General features: G+C 41.9%; 15 protein-coding genes. 13 read left to right on the top strand and 2 right to left on the bottom strand.

The annotated features are described in order from the left end of the window. The first annotated feature begins 36 nt into the window (after window positions 1–36). Window positions 37–1092 (top strand): NAD(P)/FAD-dependent oxidoreductase, encoded by a 1056-nt coding sequence (locus HP570_RS10805; RefSeq protein ID WP_173625745.1) that lies wholly within the window; start codon window positions 37–39, stop codon window positions 1090–1092. A 78-nt stretch (window positions 1093–1170) separates the two neighbouring features. On the opposite strand, the gene HP570_RS10800 is transcribed toward HP570_RS10805, so the two are convergent. Both HP570_RS10800 and HP570_RS10795 read right to left on the bottom strand, forming a co-directional pair. Continuing rightward, a complete protein-coding gene (locus tag HP570_RS10800) occupies window positions 1171–1791 on the bottom strand; it encodes a GNAT family N-acetyltransferase (protein WP_173625744.1) in 621 nt (206 codons plus the stop codon). A 2-nt stretch (window positions 1792–1793) separates the two neighbouring features. Then, window positions 1794–2579: a MerR family transcriptional regulator gene (locus HP570_RS10795; RefSeq protein WP_173625743.1), complete on the bottom strand. Its 786-nt coding sequence runs from the start codon at window positions 2577–2579 to the stop codon at window positions 1794–1796. Between the two features lie 197 nt (window positions 2580–2776). Between HP570_RS10795 and HP570_RS10790 the strand changes: the two genes are divergently transcribed. The 12 genes from HP570_RS10790 (at window position 2777) to HP570_RS10740 (ending at window position 18901) form a co-directional block, all read left to right on the top strand. Continuing rightward, window positions 2777–3373 carry a class I SAM-dependent methyltransferase gene (locus tag HP570_RS10790; protein ID WP_173625742.1) on the top strand — a complete coding sequence of 199 codons (597 nt, stop codon included), beginning with the start codon at window positions 2777–2779 and terminating at the stop codon, window positions 3371–3373. A gap of 151 nt (window positions 3374–3524) precedes the next feature. Continuing rightward, window positions 3525–4538 (top strand): alpha/beta hydrolase family protein, encoded by a 1014-nt coding sequence (locus HP570_RS10785; RefSeq protein WP_173625741.1) that lies wholly within the window; start codon window positions 3525–3527, stop codon window positions 4536–4538. Window positions 4539–4582: 44 nt separating this feature from the next. Further along, on the top strand, window positions 4583–5335 hold the full coding sequence (locus tag HP570_RS10780; RefSeq protein ID WP_173625740.1) for a GNAT family N-acetyltransferase: 753 nt from the start codon (window positions 4583–4585) through the stop codon (window positions 5333–5335). A gap of 397 nt (window positions 5336–5732) precedes the next feature. Continuing rightward, window positions 5733–7916: a catalase/peroxidase HPI gene (katG, locus tag HP570_RS10775; protein WP_173625739.1), complete on the top strand. Its 2184-nt coding sequence runs from the start codon at window positions 5733–5735 to the stop codon at window positions 7914–7916. A 216-nt stretch (window positions 7917–8132) separates the two neighbouring features. Next, window positions 8133–8918: a hypothetical protein gene (locus tag HP570_RS10770; protein ID WP_173625738.1), complete on the top strand. Its 786-nt coding sequence runs from the start codon at window positions 8133–8135 to the stop codon at window positions 8916–8918. 93 nt (window positions 8919–9011) lie between these two features. Continuing rightward, window positions 9012–9761, top strand: a complete 750-nt coding sequence (locus HP570_RS10765; protein WP_173625737.1) for a hypothetical protein — start codon at window positions 9012–9014, stop codon at window positions 9759–9761. An 87-nt stretch (window positions 9762–9848) separates the two neighbouring features. Further along, a complete protein-coding gene (locus HP570_RS10760) occupies window positions 9849–10502 on the top strand; it encodes a response regulator transcription factor (protein WP_015891172.1) in 654 nt (217 codons plus the stop codon). Next, window positions 10503–11939, top strand: a complete 1437-nt coding sequence (locus tag HP570_RS10755) for a sensor histidine kinase (protein WP_173625736.1) — start codon at window positions 10503–10505, stop codon at window positions 11937–11939. A 267-nt stretch (window positions 11940–12206) separates the two neighbouring features. Continuing rightward, a complete protein-coding gene (locus tag HP570_RS29365; RefSeq protein ID WP_217364609.1) occupies window positions 12207–12338 on the top strand; it encodes an FDLD family class I lanthipeptide in 132 nt (43 codons plus the stop codon). A gap of 84 nt (window positions 12339–12422) precedes the next feature. Further along, window positions 12423–15629 carry a lantibiotic dehydratase gene (locus HP570_RS10750; RefSeq protein ID WP_173625735.1) on the top strand — a complete coding sequence of 1069 codons (3207 nt, stop codon included), beginning with the start codon at window positions 12423–12425 and terminating at the stop codon, window positions 15627–15629. Next, window positions 15616–17484, top strand: a complete 1869-nt coding sequence (locus HP570_RS10745) for an ABC transporter ATP-binding protein (protein WP_173625734.1) — start codon at window positions 15616–15618, stop codon at window positions 17482–17484. The genes HP570_RS10750 and HP570_RS10745 overlap by 14 nt, the downstream gene beginning before the upstream one ends. 16 nt (window positions 17485–17500) lie before the next feature. Then, window positions 17501–18901: a lanthionine synthetase C family protein gene (locus tag HP570_RS10740; protein WP_173625733.1), complete on the top strand. Its 1401-nt coding sequence runs from the start codon at window positions 17501–17503 to the stop codon at window positions 18899–18901. Window positions 18902–18916 lie beyond the last annotated feature (15 nt).

Here is an 18916-nt window from a genome sequence, read left to right as displayed (position 1 = left end):
GGTAGTCTTACGATGTAGTCAGGAGGATCGCCCACGATGAAGAATCAAAAAATTGTAATAGTTGGTGCAGGCTTTGTTGGTGCAGCTATGGCCTATTCCTTATCAAAGCAGAATCAGAATGTCACTCTAATAGAGACGAATTCGTCTGCTGCATGTGAAGCCACTCAGAAATCTTTCGCTTGGATTCATCCATCGGGCCGGGTATTAGAAAATTTTCGACATTTGTATGATGCATCCATAGCCGAATATCATGAATTAGAAAAAGAGATACCTGACCTAGAAATAAAATGGGATGGATCATTGACTTGGGAAGTCCCTACAGACAATGAGGGGTCTCGTAAACAACTAGTAAAACGGCAGCAAATCATAGAATTAGAACCAAATCTAAAGGAATACCCCGAGGAAGCTTATTATGCGAACGAAGAAGGCGCACTAGATCCAATTTTGACTACTAAACTTTTCGTAAAAAAAGCAGAAGAAAATGGGGCGAACACCCTGTTTGATACAAAAGTGATGCAAATCGTCACAGAGGCTTCCAAGGTTGTTGGGGTAAACACCTCCAAAGGTTTTATAGAATCAGACGTTCTTGTATTAGCAACTGGCGCAGCTATACCCGAACTCTGTAAGCCATTAGGCTTTGATGTTCCTGTCGCTCCTTCGCCTTCTATACTGATCCGAATGAAATCGAAAGAAAAGTTGATCCACACCTTAGTTTCAAATGCTAAGTTTGAAGCGAGACAACTAACCGATGATACGTTACTAGCAGCGGAAGATTATATTGATGAGTCTGAACAAAATGGACCTGAGGAAATAGGGAAGCGGGTGTTTGACATTCTTCGGCACAATTTAATAGGAGGGGAAAAGCTGGAGCTGGAAAGCATCAAGGTAGGCTTAAGACCCATGCCTGAAGACGGTTACCCCATTGTTGGATTTCATGACGAAATAAAGGGTCTTTATCTGACCGTTATGCATTCAGCTGTTACATTAGCTCCCATCATTAGCCGCTTAGCTGCGAATGAGATCATAAACAACGTACAAATGAAAGAATTAGAGAGCTGCCGACTAATCAGATTTTCTTGTGAAGTAGAGTAATAATCAAATTCATGCTTTCCAGTACCATCATGTGAAAGGGCGGATGTCGTGTAGAGACGATTCGCCCTTTGTCATGATTCATTTCAATCTCTTCACCATATAACTCCATTTTTTCTCTTTGAATAAAAGATGTGATAAAAAGCTACTTACGCGTAGTTGCGTATGAAACGCTAATCGTTGGTAAAGTTGCTCAGCCCGGGGGTTTTTTCCTGCGACGTACAAGCTTAACTTGTCTAAGCTTGGCTGCGCTTGTGCGAAATCCTGCGCCCACTGCAATAGCAGGTTGCCAATACCTTTGCCTTGATGATCCGGATGGACAACAACGTCTGTAATGTAACATTCACCTGCCTGTGGTTTATGGTCTAAGAGAGATAACCCGATAAACATTTTCAGGAGATTCCATTTGCCAAAACCATGGAGGTTCTTCCATGCAGGAAAAATTTGCATGCGACCAGATTCTTTTTTCCACTTGATGGATATCGTCCCGATAACTTCTCCCTCTTGTAGCGCGACCATTCGTTGACTCGCAAGGTCTGCAGGAACATGATCAAATAACTTTTCGAAAAAAAGGGCGAGCTCGCCATCATTGAGCTTCGTAAGGGTTTGGAATTTCCCACGAAACCCGTGAACAAGAAGCTGACCAATCTGTTGATTGTACATAGAATGCATAGGTTCTATCGTAATTGGTGGTACAGTCATGATCAGTCTCCCTTTTCGGAATGGGTAGTCGGTTCGATCAAAGCTTGTAGTTCATAGTGCAGTTGGCCTTGACTAAATAGGGATAAGTAAGATCTTTCAATGAGGATCAAGGGTCCCTGTATAACATGAGACTGAGCTGCGGCATAGGAGTAGAACTGTTCAATCACTTGTTCAAGGTCATTCTCTTCATGGACCAGCCTTTGGGTAGACAGATAGTTGCCACTGGGCAATGAAAAATCGCCAGGCGCTTCTGTTTCCGTGTATAACGTAATGGTACTGGAACCATCCTCGATAAAATGAATGTCCGATTCGAACAAGTTCGGGACAGACTCGGCCTGTTCAGCCAAAAGTTTGGCGTTTAGCGTCATTTGTGAACTCATTTCCAGCCACCGTGCTAAATAAGTGGTTTCGCGCCAATTTATTTGGTAGGGATTCGTGTGAGATTGAAAATTCATTTGTTCATGCAAAACCTTTGTTATGAATTGCTGAAGCTCTTGCAGGCGAAGCAACTCTTTATTTATTTCTCTCAAAGAATGATGGAGTAGCTGCCCGTATTGATCAGCAGAATAGGAAGTCATGCATTCTTTAATCGACTGGACAGGCACTCCCAATTTGCGCAGCAACAGAATATGGGCAAGCTGGTAAACTTGATCCATGCTGTACATCCTGTACTGATTGGTATCGAAGTAAGCAGGTAGAAGAACCCCTTTCTCTTCAAAATAACGAATCTGATGAACAGACACATTCATAAGCTTCGCTAGTTCGCTAATGGTGATTTCACTCTTCATAAATGTTACTCCTATAGATGTGATGGAATATCTCTACCATATACCGTAGGTCAGACCTAAGGTCAAGAGGTACGTTCAAAGATAGTCTCTTTTGTAAACACGCTCAATACCACGCGATATTGACATATCCATGTCTTTGGAGATATTGTAGACACAATAAATCCATAATAGATTTTAATGACGGGAGGCTGGTAAGTATGGCGAATATTTGGAATGAGCGCTTTCATTCGGAAGAATATTATTATGGGGAAGAACCTAACGTTTTTATTGAACAACAGGCTTATCGGTTAGAACATGGACAAAAAGTGATTGCGTTCGCAGAGGGTGAAGGCCGGAATGCCGTTTTTTTAGCAAAAAGAAATCTTGAAGTGACAGCCATTGACTATGCGGAGAGCGGATTGCAAAAAACGAAAAAACTGGCGCAGAAGCATTCCGTTGACGTACTTACCCAAAAAATAGACCTTTTGGAAGAGGAGGTGCCGAACGAAGAATATGATGCCGCGATTATGGTATATGGACATTTTCATAAAAATGCGCAGATCATGATTCTGAATAAAATGAAAAAGGCAATAAAGCCGAATGGGATGATGATGCTTGAGGTATTCTCGGAGGAACAATTGAAGTATCGTACAGGCGGTCCCCAGGATCTTGACATGCTGTATGATCCAAAGGAAATTCTTGCTTGGTGCAAAGGTCATGAGGTGATCCATTACTTCTATGGCGAACAAGAACGTGTGGCAGGAAAGGCGCACACCGGATTAGCCCATGTTATTCAACTTGTACTAAGAAAATGATGGGTATCTGCGCAGAAGAGACGCCCTTTCGAAGGCTTACTACCACGATTTTTTGCATCTGCCTTACTCATTCCATCACTTGACCTTAGGTCTGACCTAAGGTGTATGGTTGAGAAATTCACTTAGAAATTTTTTAAGAGGAGAAGGGTAGATGAAAAAGAAAATAATGATTTCCATCATGATCATCGTCCTGCTATTTGGCGGGGCAGGATTTTACATTTTGGAACAAAACAGCTTTGATATGGTTGAGAAAGTCGTTGAAATCCAGACATCTGAAGGCAAATTGACAGGTACGTTCGTACTGCCTAAAAACTACACGAACAAGTTGGGCTTAGTCTTGTTTATACATGGTGATGGACCTATTGATGCCACGCATGATGATGGCTATAAGCCGCTATGGGAGCGGTTAGCTTCACTTGGTTACGCCTCCTTGTCCCTTAATAAGAGAGGAATAAACGGTTCCGAGGGCAATTGGTTACACCAGAGTATAGATGACCGCGTAGAAGAAGCGCGTCAAGCTATTGCTTGGGCAAAAGAGCAGCCGATGATTGATGAGAAACAGATTGGGGTTTGGGGAGCAAGCCAGGCGGGATGGGTTATTCCAAAGCTCGCCAAGAAGGAACCGCTCGCATTCAGCCTACTTCTATCACCCGCCATTAATTGGGTAAGTCAAGGGCAATATCATACACGCAAAAATATGGTGGTAGACGGGTATTCAGAAGCGGAAATTCAAGACAAAGAGGCGTATGACCAGCAAGTACTCACGTTACTGGAAAAACAGGCTTCCTATGAGGAGTATGTGAAAATTGCTCGCGAAAATAGTTTGATGTCAAAAGACAGATGGACTTTTGTGAGCAAAAATTTCTTGTCAGATGCCACGAATGACCTCCCGAATTTCAATTCGCCTGTGCTCCTGATTCTGGGGGAAGAAGATATACATGTCGATGCAAAGGAAACAGAGAGGGTATATCGTGATATCGTAAACCCTGAGCTGCTAACCGTAGCGGTCTTTCCTGATGCTGATCACTCTATGTTAAGTAAGCAAACGGCAAATTCAAATATGCAGGCAGTCATCATTAGTCTTTTCGCTCCGCGACAAATTACGATACCGGGTTATATGGATGCAATCGAGCGATTTCTAAAGAAACTTCCTAAGCATACATAATGGCAGAAGAACTGTTTGATGAATCTGAAAGGGAAGTGAACATAATGACAAATCCAGTAAGAAGTGCGCCTGTATTTTCACAGACGATCACTGACTTTTGGCGGGAGCAATTTTTGATTGGTGAGGTCCTCTATAGCGATCAATTTTTTACTGTTGCCATAAACTCTGCACTTGACGAGGATAGTCGGGTCATGGTGCTGGAAACTTCCGATGGACGAGTGATGGCGGTCTTAACACCTGGGGTCGCTGAGAAAATAGGTCTCATCCAGCAACAATCCTTGACTGAGTCGATCTTTCGCCAGAAATTGAATGAAGCAGGGGTTACGCTACATGGCGCAGACTATCTTTTTTATATTTCAAAAGCCGATCAGAACGTATTGCTGCAAGAAAACCTCGAAGGTGACCTGCGCCGGTTAACCGAGCAAGATGAGGCGGTTTTCTCCGAGTTTGCATCCTCCGCATCGGAACAAGACTTGGATGACGCTTATGTGGAATTGGATCACTGGGCAGTGTTCGGCTCTTTTGAGCAAAATCGCCTGGTCAGCGCTGCCAGTATGTATCCATGGGAGGAGGATGCGCATATTGCGGATCTGGGCGTACTTACGCTGACGTCGTTTAGAGGAAAGGGTCACGCCCGCAAAGTGGTGCGCTCCATCTCCAAATATGCTTATGGTCAAGGATATGAACCACAGTACCGATGCCAACTCGATAATGATTCGTCTGCGGCTTTGGCCAAAGCAGCGGGATTCACACTGTTTGGAAAATGGGAAGTGATTTCTCCAGACTCTGCTAACTAAAAAATACCCTCTCAACTATTCCATCGTCAGCGACAAGAATAAAGTGACTCTGCCGAAGAGCGGAACAGTGGTATTTACCGGTATGCCAGGCTTCGAATTTCAAATAACAATCAAGTAAATTAGTTACGCACAAAAAGCCCACACATTCCGTTTCGGGGAGAAAAGTGGGCTTTTTGTGATAGTTCGAATAGAAGGCGAACAATGGAGCTTGCCAAGATCATAATCTACACGGTCCATGCATACGTTAGAATCAACCATACGGAAATGAAAGAGTTAATATATTTAAATCCTCAAAAGGAAAAAACAAAAAAATGTTGATTTCCCTTGTTAACTGCTATATAACTTAATTAGAAGTATTATTATGTAATACTTAATTTAAATGACAGGAGAGGGACAAATGGACTCTATGGCAACCGCTAACACTGGAAAATGTCCGTTTTCGCATGGCAGTACTACGAATCACAACCCTAGTGCTACGTCGAACAAACACTGGTGGCCCAACCAGTTGAACTTGAACATCCTGCATCAGCATGACAGAAAATCTAACCCTATGGGCGAAGACTTCGATTATGCAGAAGAGTTCAAAAAGTTGGACTACCAGGCTCTCAAGCAGGATCTTTATGATCTCATGACAAACAGCCAAGATTGGTGGCCTGCCGACTACGGACATTACGGGCCATTATTTATCCGTATGGCTTGGCACTCCGCTGGTACATATCGTACAGGAGACGGCCGCGGTGGTGCTGGAACCGGCACACAGCGTTTTGCTCCACTTAACAGCTGGCCAGACAATGCCAACCTTGATAAAGCTCGACGACTTCTATGGCCGATCAAGCAAAAATACGGCAACAAGATCTCTTGGGCAGACTTGTACATTCTCGCCGGCAATGCTGCTATTGAATCCATGGGCGGGAAGACAATCGGTTTTGGAGGCGGACGCGCGGACGTTTGGCATCCAGAAGAAGATATTTACTGGGGTGCTGAAAAGGAATGGCTAGGCGATAATCGTTACACCGGCGATCGTGATCTCGAGAATCCGCTTGCTGCTGTTCAAATGGGTCTGATTTATGTGAACCCCGAAGGTCCGAACGGGAATCCAGATCCGCTTGCCAGCGCTCGTGACATCCGCGAAACCTTCAAACGCATGGGAATGAACGATGAAGAAACCGTTGCACTCGTGGCAGGCGGCCATACATTTGGGAAGGCTCACGGCGCAGGAGATGCTGCTCTTGTAGGCCCAGAGCCGGAAGCTGCTCCTTTGGAAGCCATGGGCTTAGGATGGCAGAGCACACACGGTTCAGGTAAAGGTCATGACGCCATCACCAGCGGTATTGAAGGGGCTTGGACTGCGAATCCGACACAATGGGATAATGGTTTCTTTGAACTATTGTTCGGATATGAATGGGAGCTGACCAAAAGCCCTGCAGGTGCACACCAATGGGTTGCTGTAAATCCTGCTGATGAGCATCTTGCACCGGATGCAGAAGATGCGTCGGTGCGTGTTCCAACGATGATGACCACTGCGGATATGGCCTTGCGTATGGATCCAGCATACGAAAAGATTTCTCGTCGTTACTATGAGAATCCAGAGGAGTTTGCAGATGCATTTGCAACTGCATGGTTCAAACTCACACATCGCGACATGGGGCCTCGCTCAAGATATTTAGGCCCAGAAGTTCCAGAAGAAGATTTTATCTGGCAAGATCCTGTACCCGCTGCAGAATATGAATTAACAGATGCAGATGTAGCAGAACTGAAAACACGCATCTTAGACTCAGGCCTTACTGTCAGCGAGCTAGTAACAACGGCTTGGGCTTCCGCTAGTACCTTCCGAGGCTCGGATATGCGTGGTGGCGCGAATGGTGGTCGCATCCGTCTTGCTCCACAAAAGGAGTGGGAAGTGAATGAGCCGAAAAAACTTGAAAAGGTGCTTACGATCCTGGGAGTCATTCAAGAGGACTTTGGTAAAAAAGTCAGCATGGCCAATTTGATTGTGCTCGGCGGTAGTGCCGCAGTAGAAAAAGCTGCACAAGATGCTGGCTTTGATGTAACGGTTCCTTTTGCTCCTGGACGTGGCGATGCAACACAAGAGCAAACCGATGCTGAAAGCTTTGCTGTGCTTGAGCCAATCGCTGATGGTTTCCGAAACTACCAGAAGAAGCAATATCGTGTAAGTCCTGCGGAGCTCCTGATAGACAAGGCACAGCTACTAAACCTTACTGCTCCAGAAATGACTGCACTCGTTGGCGGTATGCGTGTTATCGGGACAAACCACGGTGGCACACAACACGGTGTATTCACGGATCGCGTAGGTACACTCACGAACGACTTCTTTGTTAACTTGCTAGACATGGGCATACAGTGGAAACCTGTAGACGGAGGCGTATTTGAAGGACGCAATGGCAAAACAGGTGAAGTCGTACGTACAGCAACTGCTGTTGACCTCGTGTTCGGTTCAAACTCTGTTCTGCGTGCCATTGCAGAAGTTTATGCGCAAGACGATAACAAAGAAAAGTTTGTGCGTGACTTCATTGCTGCTTGGGTGAAGGTAATGAATGCAGATCGTTTCGATCTTAAATAAGCATAATTTGAAAAATAAAGCAAAGAACAGTATTTGTTGTTGGATACTGTTCTTTGCTTTATATTTTCTATAGTAATAGTAGAAATCAAATCGGTAACGAATTTACAACTTGGAGACAATTGAAAGATACTTTTAACATATGAACGCTATATTCTATGAACTGTAACAAGGGTTTCGTGCCCGAACCAAAAACAAAAAATTTCAGGAGGCATTACCATGAACAAAAAAAATATTCTCGTTTTGTCAATGGCACTAACAATTGTAGGCGGTGCTACAGCAGCAGTATTTGCAAGCGATAACGCAATTCATTCTACGAAAAACAAAGTCGTAACGTTGGCAAGCAAAGAAGGAAATGGCACAACTCAAACCACTACAAATGATGTAGTCAAAGTAGCAAATGGAAAGATTAGCGATGAAGAAGCGGTAAAAATGGCAACGAAAGCTCTAAAAGACTATATGGGGCTTGACGCAAAATCGTTTGGTGAGGCTCATGTAAATCGAACGAACAACCAAGAAGACTTTAAGTTCTTTATGGATATCGTTTCAAAAGAAGATGCAGCTGTATTAAAAGAAAACGCGAAAAAAGATACGGCTGATATTATCGTGGTACAGTTTGTTCGTGCTGAAGACTTAAAGCAGCCAATGGCCGCTTCTAATCGCATTGTCATAAATGAAAAAACAGGTGAAATTGTTGCTTTAACTGCTTTCACTGATGGAAATCGAAGCTCAGAGACAACAATCGATGATGCGAAAGTTAAATCTGCGGTTATCAACTTTTTTGATAAACAACAGAAAAATGTGAAGGAAAATACGATGAAGGTTAGTAAGAGCGCTAGTTCCGGAACCATACGTGTTCTTTGCAACCTGGAAGATGGAAGAGATGCAGAGATGACCATTAGTCTGAAGAATTATTCCGTATCTAGTTATGAGATTAATTATGACAGACTGCTCCCTCTACCTTCCGAAGAAAAAGACCACAGTGAGAATTTCAGAGCGTTGTAAGTAAATGAAGATATTGTAGGACGGATAAGATGGAGTAAGTGCCCGAAATGGTACTTACTCCTCTTATCAAAAAAGTTTTAGGAGGCATTACATATGAACAAAAAAAATATTCTCGTTTTGTCAATGGCTCTATCCATTGTAGGCGGTTCTACAGCAGCTGTATTTGCAAGCGAAAACGCGGTTCCTTCTACTAAAAACAACGTCGTAACAATGGCAAGCAAAGCAGCAAATGGAAAGATTAGTGATGCAGAAGCGGTAAAAATGGCAACCAAAGCTCTAAAAGACTATAGGGGGCTTGACGCGAAATCTTTTGGTGAGGCGCATGTAAAGCGAACGAACGCGCAAGAAGACTTTAAGTTCTTAATGGGTTTAGTTTCAAAAGAAGATGCAGCTGTATTAAAAGAAAACGCCAAAAAAGATACGGCAAATGTTATCGTGGTACAGTTTGTTCGTGCTGAAGACTTAAAGCAGCCAATGGGTACTTCGAATAACATTGTCATTAATGAAAAAACAGGTGAAATTGTTTCGTTAGCTGCTTTCACTGATGAAGATCGAAGCAAAGAGACAACAATCAATGATGCGAAAGTTAAATCTGCGGTTATCAACTTTTTTGGGAAACAACAGAAAAAAGTGAAGGAAAATGCGATGAAGGTTAGTAAGAGTGCTAGTTCCGGAACCATACGTGTTCTTTGCAACCTGGAAGATGGAAGGGATGTAAAAATGACAATTAGTCTGAAAAATTATTCCGTATCCAGTTATGAGATTAATTATGATAGACTAATCACTCTACCTTCCGTAGCAAAAGACTACCGTGAGAATTTCAGAGTACTGAAAGTCAATTAAAAATTGTAGGACTGATTAGATGGAGTAAGTGCCCGAAATGGTACTTACTCCATCTAACTGTTACAAAAGGAATGAGGTAAAAATGGAATGATAAAAATTTTAGTGGTTGAAGATGATATCGCAGTAGCAAATTTAATTAAATTGAATTTAAATACAGCAAATTATGAGAGTACAGTCGTTTTTGATGGAGAGGAAGCCCTAAATGTGATTGAAAGAGATCGTTTTGATCTCATACTTTTGGATGTGATGCTTCCGAAAGTGGATGGATTTACTTTATTCGAAAAAATTAAACCTTTAGGGATACCTGTCATTTTTTTAACTGCGAAAAGTTCGGTCACAGATAAGGTGTATGGATTAAAAGCGGGAGTAGATGACTATATGACGAAACCGTTTGAAGGAATTGAATTGCTGGCCAGGATTGAAAATGTATTACGGCATTACAATAAAAAAAGCAACATCATAAATTTTAAAGACACAGAAGTATACTTGGAAGAAATGAAGGTGAAAAAGAACGGTGAAATGATTGAGCTTACCTTGAAGGAGTTCGAATTATTGGTGTTTTTAGTGCAAAATAAAAACATCGTATTAACGAGGGAAAAAATCATAGAAAAAATTTGGGGATATGACTACGTTGGCGAGACTCGGACGATTGACAACCATATACAAAAGCTAAGAAAAAAGCTGGGATGGAAAGATGAAATTAAAACAGTATTTAAATTGGGATATAGGCTGGAGGAATAAATGAAATTTTGGCAGAGGATATTTTTATGTACATTAATCATATTCGAAATCTTTTTTGTACCAGCATCCATTTACCTGATTAATAGCAGCTTTGAACTCAATCTCAATATGGAGATCCGTTCCGGGATAAGTGAACAGGATCGATTTGCTAACTCTTTAGAATCAAATCTCTATCTACTTAAAGTTCAAAAATCTTCAATTCCAGATGCAGAAGGGGTTGGCAAACCAAACATAGATTCCATGATTCGTACGTACTTGGACAACCTCGGAGAACAGGATGTGTATTTAGATGTAATAGATGAAAAAAACGAAGTCATTTTTAGTCATTTTAAAAATAACAAGATAACTCTTACGAATCGAGAAGAATTAAACATCCCATCCGATAAAGTAAATTACATCATACGGGATCTAGGGGAAAAGACGTACTTATTTATAGCGAAGAATATTTATTTGGAAAATAATCACTATAAGCTTTCTTACGTGAAAGATATTTCGAGTGTCTATGAAAATAGAGAAGACTTATTAAGCCTTTTAATCAAGTTAAATGCTCTTGTCTCAGCAATTTTGGTCATTGTTACCATCATCATGAGCATGTTTATCGTAAAACCGATTAATAAACTAATCCAGTCAACAAGAATAATTGCCGGCGGGAATTTCAGCGAAAGAGTCATGGTCAAATCGAAAGATGAAATCGGTTTGTTAGCGGAAAATTTCAATTTGATGGCCGTTGATGTAGAAGATAAAGTAAACCAGCTTAAAAGATCTTCAGAAGACAAGCAAAGGTTTATCGATAACCTGGTACATGAACTTCGGACTCCTTTAACTTCGATCATAGGCTATGCGGACTATTTACGAACGAATAAATACGATGAAGAGACGTATATCAACTCATTAAGCTTTATCTATGAAGAAGGAAAGCGGCTAGAGAAACTGACATTTAAGCTGATGGAGCTCATTGTTTTGCGAAAAGAAGATTTTGAGTTAAAAACGGGAAAACTTGACGAACTTTTTGTGGAAATCAAACATTCCTTTATTCCAAAGCTGAACATAAAGAATATCGATCTGGAAATATCGACGGAGCATCTGAGTGTTTTCATGGATAAGGATTTGATGAAAATTTTGCTTGCAAACCTGATAGACAATGCGATTAAAGCATCGAAGAACAACGATAAAATACTGCTACGCTCATACAGAGATGCGGAGTCAAGAATTATTCTTGAAGTGAAAGATACAGGGATTGGTATTCCTGATGACGACATAAACAAAGTCTTTGAGCCCTTCTTTATGTCCGATAAATCGAGATCGAGAGCGAATGGAGGAGGCCTCGGGCTCGGGCTTTCATTATGTAAGGAGATAGCTAACATTCATGACGCTGAAATAAGAATAGAAAGTAAGCTCGGTGAAGGTACAAATATCCAATTGGTTTTTCATTGTTAACAACGTGGAGCAAGTGGAAATTCTAGAGACAACTTCTTTGTTACGAGAAACTAGCCATTTTTCATTGGAGTTTTTTCAATGAGAAATGGTTTTTTCTGTTTAAAAAATCGTTGTGGATAAAAATTCAAAAAAATTAAATAAATTATTAAAAATATCCTTTACTGGAAATAATTTCTATTCTATTATTTATTTGTGATCGTAACCAAGCACTAACAGACGCGCGTGAAGTTCTGGCTACGAACAAAAAAATTAGAGGAGGAATAAAAAATGCAAAAAGATCTGTTCGATTTGGATGTTCAAGTAGTAGAGGTAAATCAAGTACAATCAGATTCAGTAGTGAGCGACCTCATTTGCACTACATTCTGTTCAGCTACTTGGTGCCAAACCAACTGCTGCTAATTTAGTTTGACGCTGGAGGAGCATCGCGATAAGCGATGTTCTTCCTTTATAGTCTCACTTCATGCATGGGAAAGAGGGGTATGAATGGCCAAGCAAATTTTAGAGAGGGAGCTGACATTTCGCTACCATGAGAACAAAAAAGAGGAAAACCTATATACCTCAGCAGACTTTTTTATGTTGCGGATACCTCTGTTTCCAATAGAGGTCTTCAATGAATCCAATAAAACCAGTGATTATCTAGCTGCTATAAGGAAATATGCGAGGGACGAAAATGTACGAGAAGCTATTCTCCTTTCTAGTCCATCTCTGTACGAAGCTTTGCCAAATCTAGAAGGCGATCCTACTTCTCGAAAAACCAAGCAGGCTCTTTCTAGTTTTGTTCGTTTTTTGTTAAGGATGTGTACCCGTGCCACTCCATATGGCTTATTCGCTGGTGTTGCTCTGGGCTCATTCACTGGCAAGACAAACGTCTCTTTGAAAGAATCACACTTTCACCAAAAACGCACACGTCCTGACATGGAATGGCTGCTTGCAATCATTCAGAGAATAGAGCAACGACTAGATGTAGTTAAACAGTTAAAAGTACAACGAAATCACGCTTCGGTGCAGATCGGCGGGCGAATAGAGCTTACGTTTGCCACTGAATACGGTCAATTGAAACGTTTAGATGGTAAACAAAAAGAGAGAATTTCAATCCGTGCTACAGAAGTTGTGCACGCTGTTTTTGATCTGGCAAAACATCCGATTCAATTTGAACAATTAATGATCAGATTGATGGAAAAGTACCCGGAGGCAGGGGAACAAAAAGTAACCGGACTGCTGTGGCAATTATTTTCTCAAGAGTTTTTAATTAGCGAATTACGTCCACCACTCACAGTAGCCACTCCATTTGATTATGTGATGGAGCGCCTTGACTCACTTGATGGTGTACAGGATATATATTCGGAATTAACTGCGATTCAAGCAAGAATGAAACAGTACGATGGACTTCCGATTGGAACAGGCATGCAAAGCTTTCAAGAATTAATTACGCGGATGAAGGCCCTTGAAGAAAACATGATGCCAGTACAAGTAGACCTCCATATTGGTACGAACAAAGTTTCTTTACACAACGGTATAGGCGAAGAGGTAGCGAAAGCGGTGGAATGTCTGTGGCGACTGTCTTTACCACAGCGAGGGGCGTCCCATCTAAGAAGCTACCATAAGGACTTTTTGGAGAAATACGGAACGTCAAGAGAAGTCCCTGTTTTGGAGCTTCTCAGTGATGAGGTTGGTTTAGGAGCTCCAGCAGGATATATGTTTCCACAAAGCAGTCGAAGAGAGCCAGTATCGCCTCTCAAGTACTCTGATAAGCGAGAAGCTAGTTTGATGAGAAAAGTAGTTCATGCGATTGCTACAAAAACAAAAGAGATAGAAATTACGAATGATTTTCTCGATCAGCTAGAAACAGAGCCAGTAGATACGAAATACGCACCAGATTCCGTGGAATTGTACGTGGAGGTAATCGCCCCCTCACAGCAAGCAATTGATCAAGGAGACTATCTGCTAGAGGTGGCACCCATGCCTGGTTCAGCTAAGGTGGGTCAATCGTTCGGAAGATTCCTCGATATACTCGGACCAGAAGCGATAGAGAAACATAAACAAATTCATAATCAAATACAGGAACAGCATGAAGATGTGATCTTTGTTGATGCCAATTATCTTTCAGCCGTTGGACGATATGCCAATATTGTTCTCCATCCATCCCTCAGCCAATATGAACTGGCCATTGGCACGAATTGTTCTGAGAAGGCTCAGCATATCCTTCAGCTTGAGGATATTGTAGTATGTGCCACAATAGAGCATTTTTATCTGAAATCCCGTATACATGGAAAGAAATTAATTATTTCAGCGGATAATATGCTTAATTTCAAGAATGCCCCAAATATATATCGTTTCTTGCGAGAAGTCTCTATGGAAAATGTACGTCTTTGGAACCCATTCTCTTGGGGGAATATGGATGCTTCACCGTATTTTCCACGTGTTCGCTATGGAAAAACCATCTTGTCGCCTGCTATATGGAAGGTGATACCCGAATCTCTGGGGCTGAAGGGAGATCCGAAAGAAGACAAGATCTGGAATGGGGCTTTTGCTGCATGGAGAATGGAGTGGGATCTACCACGATATGTGTACATGGGAATTGGTGACAACCGTATTTTATTAGATTTGGATAATCCTTATCATGTAGAAGAGTTGCGTACAGAATTGTTCAAGTCAAAAAACATTCAACTCCGTGAAAAAATCGGGGGTACAGAAGAATATTGGGTCACTGGACCAAAAGGTCATTTTTCCATGGAATGCGTGGTTCCATTGCTAAGGAGACCACATATAGAAAAGAAAAAAATGATCCCCTCCTATAGAAATGCAAATGTTCTATCTAAGGAGCAATACATAAAACTCCCTGGAAGTGATTGGCTGTTTTTAAAACTGTATGGGGGCCACCAGAGACAGGATGAATTTATCGTTGATCAGATCCATGAATTTGCGAATTCCATGGTTAAAAAAGGACTAGCAGATGAATGGTTTTTCATGCGATATATAGACCCTGACCATCATATTCGCCTTCGCTTTCACGGTAAGCCTGAGAAGCTTATGAAGGAGATTTTTCCAGAACTTTACCCTTGGATTCAAGAATGTCAGCGAGAAGGATTTATTCAAAGAATGGTAATTGATACGTATGATCGCGAAGTAGAAAGATATGGTGGACCTTTAATGATGGCTGATGCGGAGCGAGTATTTGCCAAAGATAGCCAGACGACTGCAAATCTCTTGAGATTGTTGCGGTTTCATCAAACGAATCTACCAGACTATGTTTTGGCAACGATTAGTATTATTGACATAATGACTAGATTCGGACTTAGTTTTGAACAGCAACTGGCTTGGATGGACATGCGTGTGAAAAAGGATGCCCAGAGAGAAGAGTTCCGAAAATGGCGGAAACCATTGCTTACTCTCGCTGATCCGCGGAGCAATTGGCAAGGATTGCGTAGTCATCCGAGCGGGGAAGCCATTCGTGAAGCAATGGCCTTGAGAGTGGATGTATTGCAGGATTTCGGAAGGTTTGTAGCAGAGGGTGAACAAAACCAATCGCTGTGGAGTTCCCCATCGATGATCATGGGTAGCTTGATCCATTTGCATTGCAATCGCTTATTTGGAGTAAGGCGAGAGATGGAAGATAAAGCGATGGCCTTTGTACGTCATACTTTACACAGCCAGCTTCACTGGAGGGAGAATGTTGGTGACTCCATTTAAGGCAAACAGCAATCGATTGGAAACGATTCGAAACGTATTTGCTTCCTTCTCTCATTGGCCTAGTGTTTTTCGTTTACTGTATCAAACAAATCCTCGCTACTTTGTGATTGTTATGATATTGACGATTATAAGTAGCCTGATACCTGTAGGGGTGATTATTGCCACGCAAACATTAATTGATGCGGCAGTAGCCATCTCAGTCGGTGGGAGAATCGTTCCGCTTTTCATCGCGTTTGGTCTTTTCGCGTTTCTATCTGTGATCCGCGATATTCTCAAACACGTTGACTTAGTCTATAAAACGTTGTATCAAGAGCTGCTAGCCAATCATGTAAATCTGTTGATCATGAAAAAAGCTACGCGACTTCCTTATTCCAGTTTTGAGGATGCAGGAATCTATGACCAACTTCAACGGGCAAAGCAAGATTCCACGTTCCGCCCCTATCAGTTATTTCAACAGGTGATAAGTATTATTAGCAATGTGATTGTATTACTATCTGTTTCCGCTATGCTGATCGCTTGGAAGTGGTGGCTAGCACTGATTTTGCTCTTGCTACCAATCTGTTCCACTTTCTCATTTATTCGATTAGGACAAGAGGAATTCATGATTGACCACAATCGCGCTTCTGATCGTCGTAAGCAATATTATCTGATGCATTTATTGACCAGCGATTCATCAGTAAAAGAGCTAAAAACCTTTCAGTTAGGTCGATTTCTGGTTGATCGATATCGTAAATATTACGAGCGATTTTTTCAGCAGGACAAAGCAATGGTGATAAAAAGGACAAAGGTGGCGCTTGGGTTTCAGGCCCTGTCACTCTTTGCTGTCGTATCGATGCAGTCGTATGTAGTATGGGAAACGATGTTAGGTACGCTTGCAATTGGCAGCTTAATTGCGTTTATCCAGGCGATATCTTACACCCAAACAACCTCCACAGATCTTATGCAAACGATTTTCAACATGTATCAAAACAACCTGTACATTAGTCAGTTATTTACATTTTTAGCTGTGCCAGATGAGAAAAAATTAGTAATAGCCGAAAGCAATCCTCGTGAGAACCATGCATCTGGTTTAGAATTTCGCAATGTCTCGTTCAAATATCAAGGTGTCGATGCCTACGCGCTACGTAATGTGAGTTTCGCCATTCGTCCAGGAGAGACGATGGCGTTAGTAGGGGAGAATGGTTCGGGAAAATCGACAATCGTAAAATTAATTACGCAATTGTACCAACCGACAGAAGGCGAGATTTTGTTTAATGGTAAGCCGATTTACCATTATGAGGAGAATGAATGGCGCCAAAAAATGAGCGCTTTGTTCCAAGATTTTATTAAATATGAGATGGCAGTCAATGAAAACATTGGCTTTGGAAACTATCTAAAAGCGGATGATGAAGCAGCCATTATCGAGGCAAGCAAACGGGCCGGAGCAGATGATATGATTAAACGTTTTCCCCAACAATTTCATACACAGCTTGGCAAATGGTTTGCGGAGGGGTTCCAGATTTCGGGGGGACAGTGGCAACGTATTGCCATTTCCCGCGCTTATATGCGCGATGCGGACTTATACATTCTTGACGAGCCGACTGCAGCACTAGACCCTCAAGCAGAGCAGGAAGTATTCACTCGGTTCCATGAATTGACCCAGAATAAAATGGGATTATTTATTTCCCACCGATTTTCAACTGTTCGATATGCCAACCAGATTCTTGTCCTAAAACAAGGAGAGATCATTGAAGCGGGTACGCATAAGGAACTACTCGCAAAAGATGGCGTTTATGCCTCTCTTTTTCAGATGCAGGCTTCTTTTTATCTGGAAGAGACGGACGAATCGACAAGACAGATGGTCGGACAAATGTAAAAGAGAGAGGGAAAGTATGGAGACAAATAAAGCAGTGGTAACAACTAAGCATGCATGGAAAGGGATAAAAAATGAAGAGTTAAGAACAAAGGCTTTGTCTACTGCACTCAAGGTAGCTGCGTATTTACGAGATCCGATTCAGGTAGAAAAGGTCGTAATGGATAAAGATAACATAAGCGTCGTAGGACGGTTTCATCAACATCCTTGGGGGGCTGCTACTCTTTCTCACGGATATCCGGGTAGCATACTCTTTTTTGCTGAGTTGGAAAGACATTTCCCTGATCAGGGTTGGAATATCGTTGCTCATGAACATCTCCTTGCTCTTCAAGAAAAAATTAAGGCAGTAGGGATATCAAGTGAGTCCATGTGTGGTGGGGTAGCAGGTATTTGCTTTGCTACGCTAGTAGCTTCACGCAATCGAGAGCATTATCAACGCTTTCTTGGACAACTGGATCAATTGCTCGCTTCACGAACAGCGGTCATAATTGAAGACGAGTATGTTCTTGATAAAAAAAGAGGAGGGAGTAATCCTCATGTCTATGATGCTATTCATGGTGTAGCAGGCATTGGACGGTACTTACTGGCAAGTAAGCAAATCGATGTTCTTCACTCCGCCTTACAGGATGTTTTGCGATATCTCGTATATATAAGCCAGCCGAGAGAATATAAAGATGGTAGAAAAATACCAGGGTGGTACTTGACTCAGGAGATGCAATATTTAGACATTGATAAAGAGATGTATCCGAATGGAAATTTTAACGTAGGGCTTGCTCATGGGATTCCTGGACCATTAGCCTTATTAGCACTTGCTTTGAGAGAAGGAGTCGAAGTAACTGGTCAGAGGGAAGCAATACGTAGCATCGCTGACTGGTTGGTACGGTGGAAAGAAAAGGACGCATGCGGGATTATGTGGCGAGGTAGAGTGAAATTAGAAGAAGAGCTAGGGGAAGAAATGCTATCCCAACAGCCGTTTCGCCGTGATGCCTGGTGCTATGGCACGCCAGGAGTAGCTCGTTCACTCTATCTAGCGGGTGAAGCTCTGCAAGATTCATCATATTGTAATCTTGCCATTCAAGCTTACGATGATGTTTTCAAGAGATCAGAAAGCGATTGGAATCTGTATGCTGATACGTTTTGTCATGGAAAAGCAGGACTATTGCAAATGACGCTTAGAATGGCAACGACTACTAATGACGAACGCTATCAGTCACATATCGAGTATTTAGCTAAGAGCATTGTAGATAATTTTAATCCATTACTTCCTTTTGGTTATCAAGATATAGAACCAAATGGTGATGGAAAAGTAGGACTCAATAAGGCAGGTGCACTTGAAGGTGCAGCCGGTATTGGTCTTGCCCTTCTTTCAGCAAGCAGTAATCAAGAGCCACTGTGGGATCAGTCATTCCTATTGGCCTAAAAAGGAGAAATCGAG

Origin of the sequence: Brevibacillus sp. RS1.1 (genome assembly GCF_013284365.1) — a bacterium.
In the GTDB taxonomy this organism is placed as follows: domain Bacteria; phylum Bacillota; class Bacilli; order Brevibacillales; family Brevibacillaceae; genus Brevibacillus; species Brevibacillus brevis_D.
The sequence above is the reverse complement of the archived record's forward strand: the minus strand, read 5'-3'. Positions and strand labels throughout refer to the sequence as shown.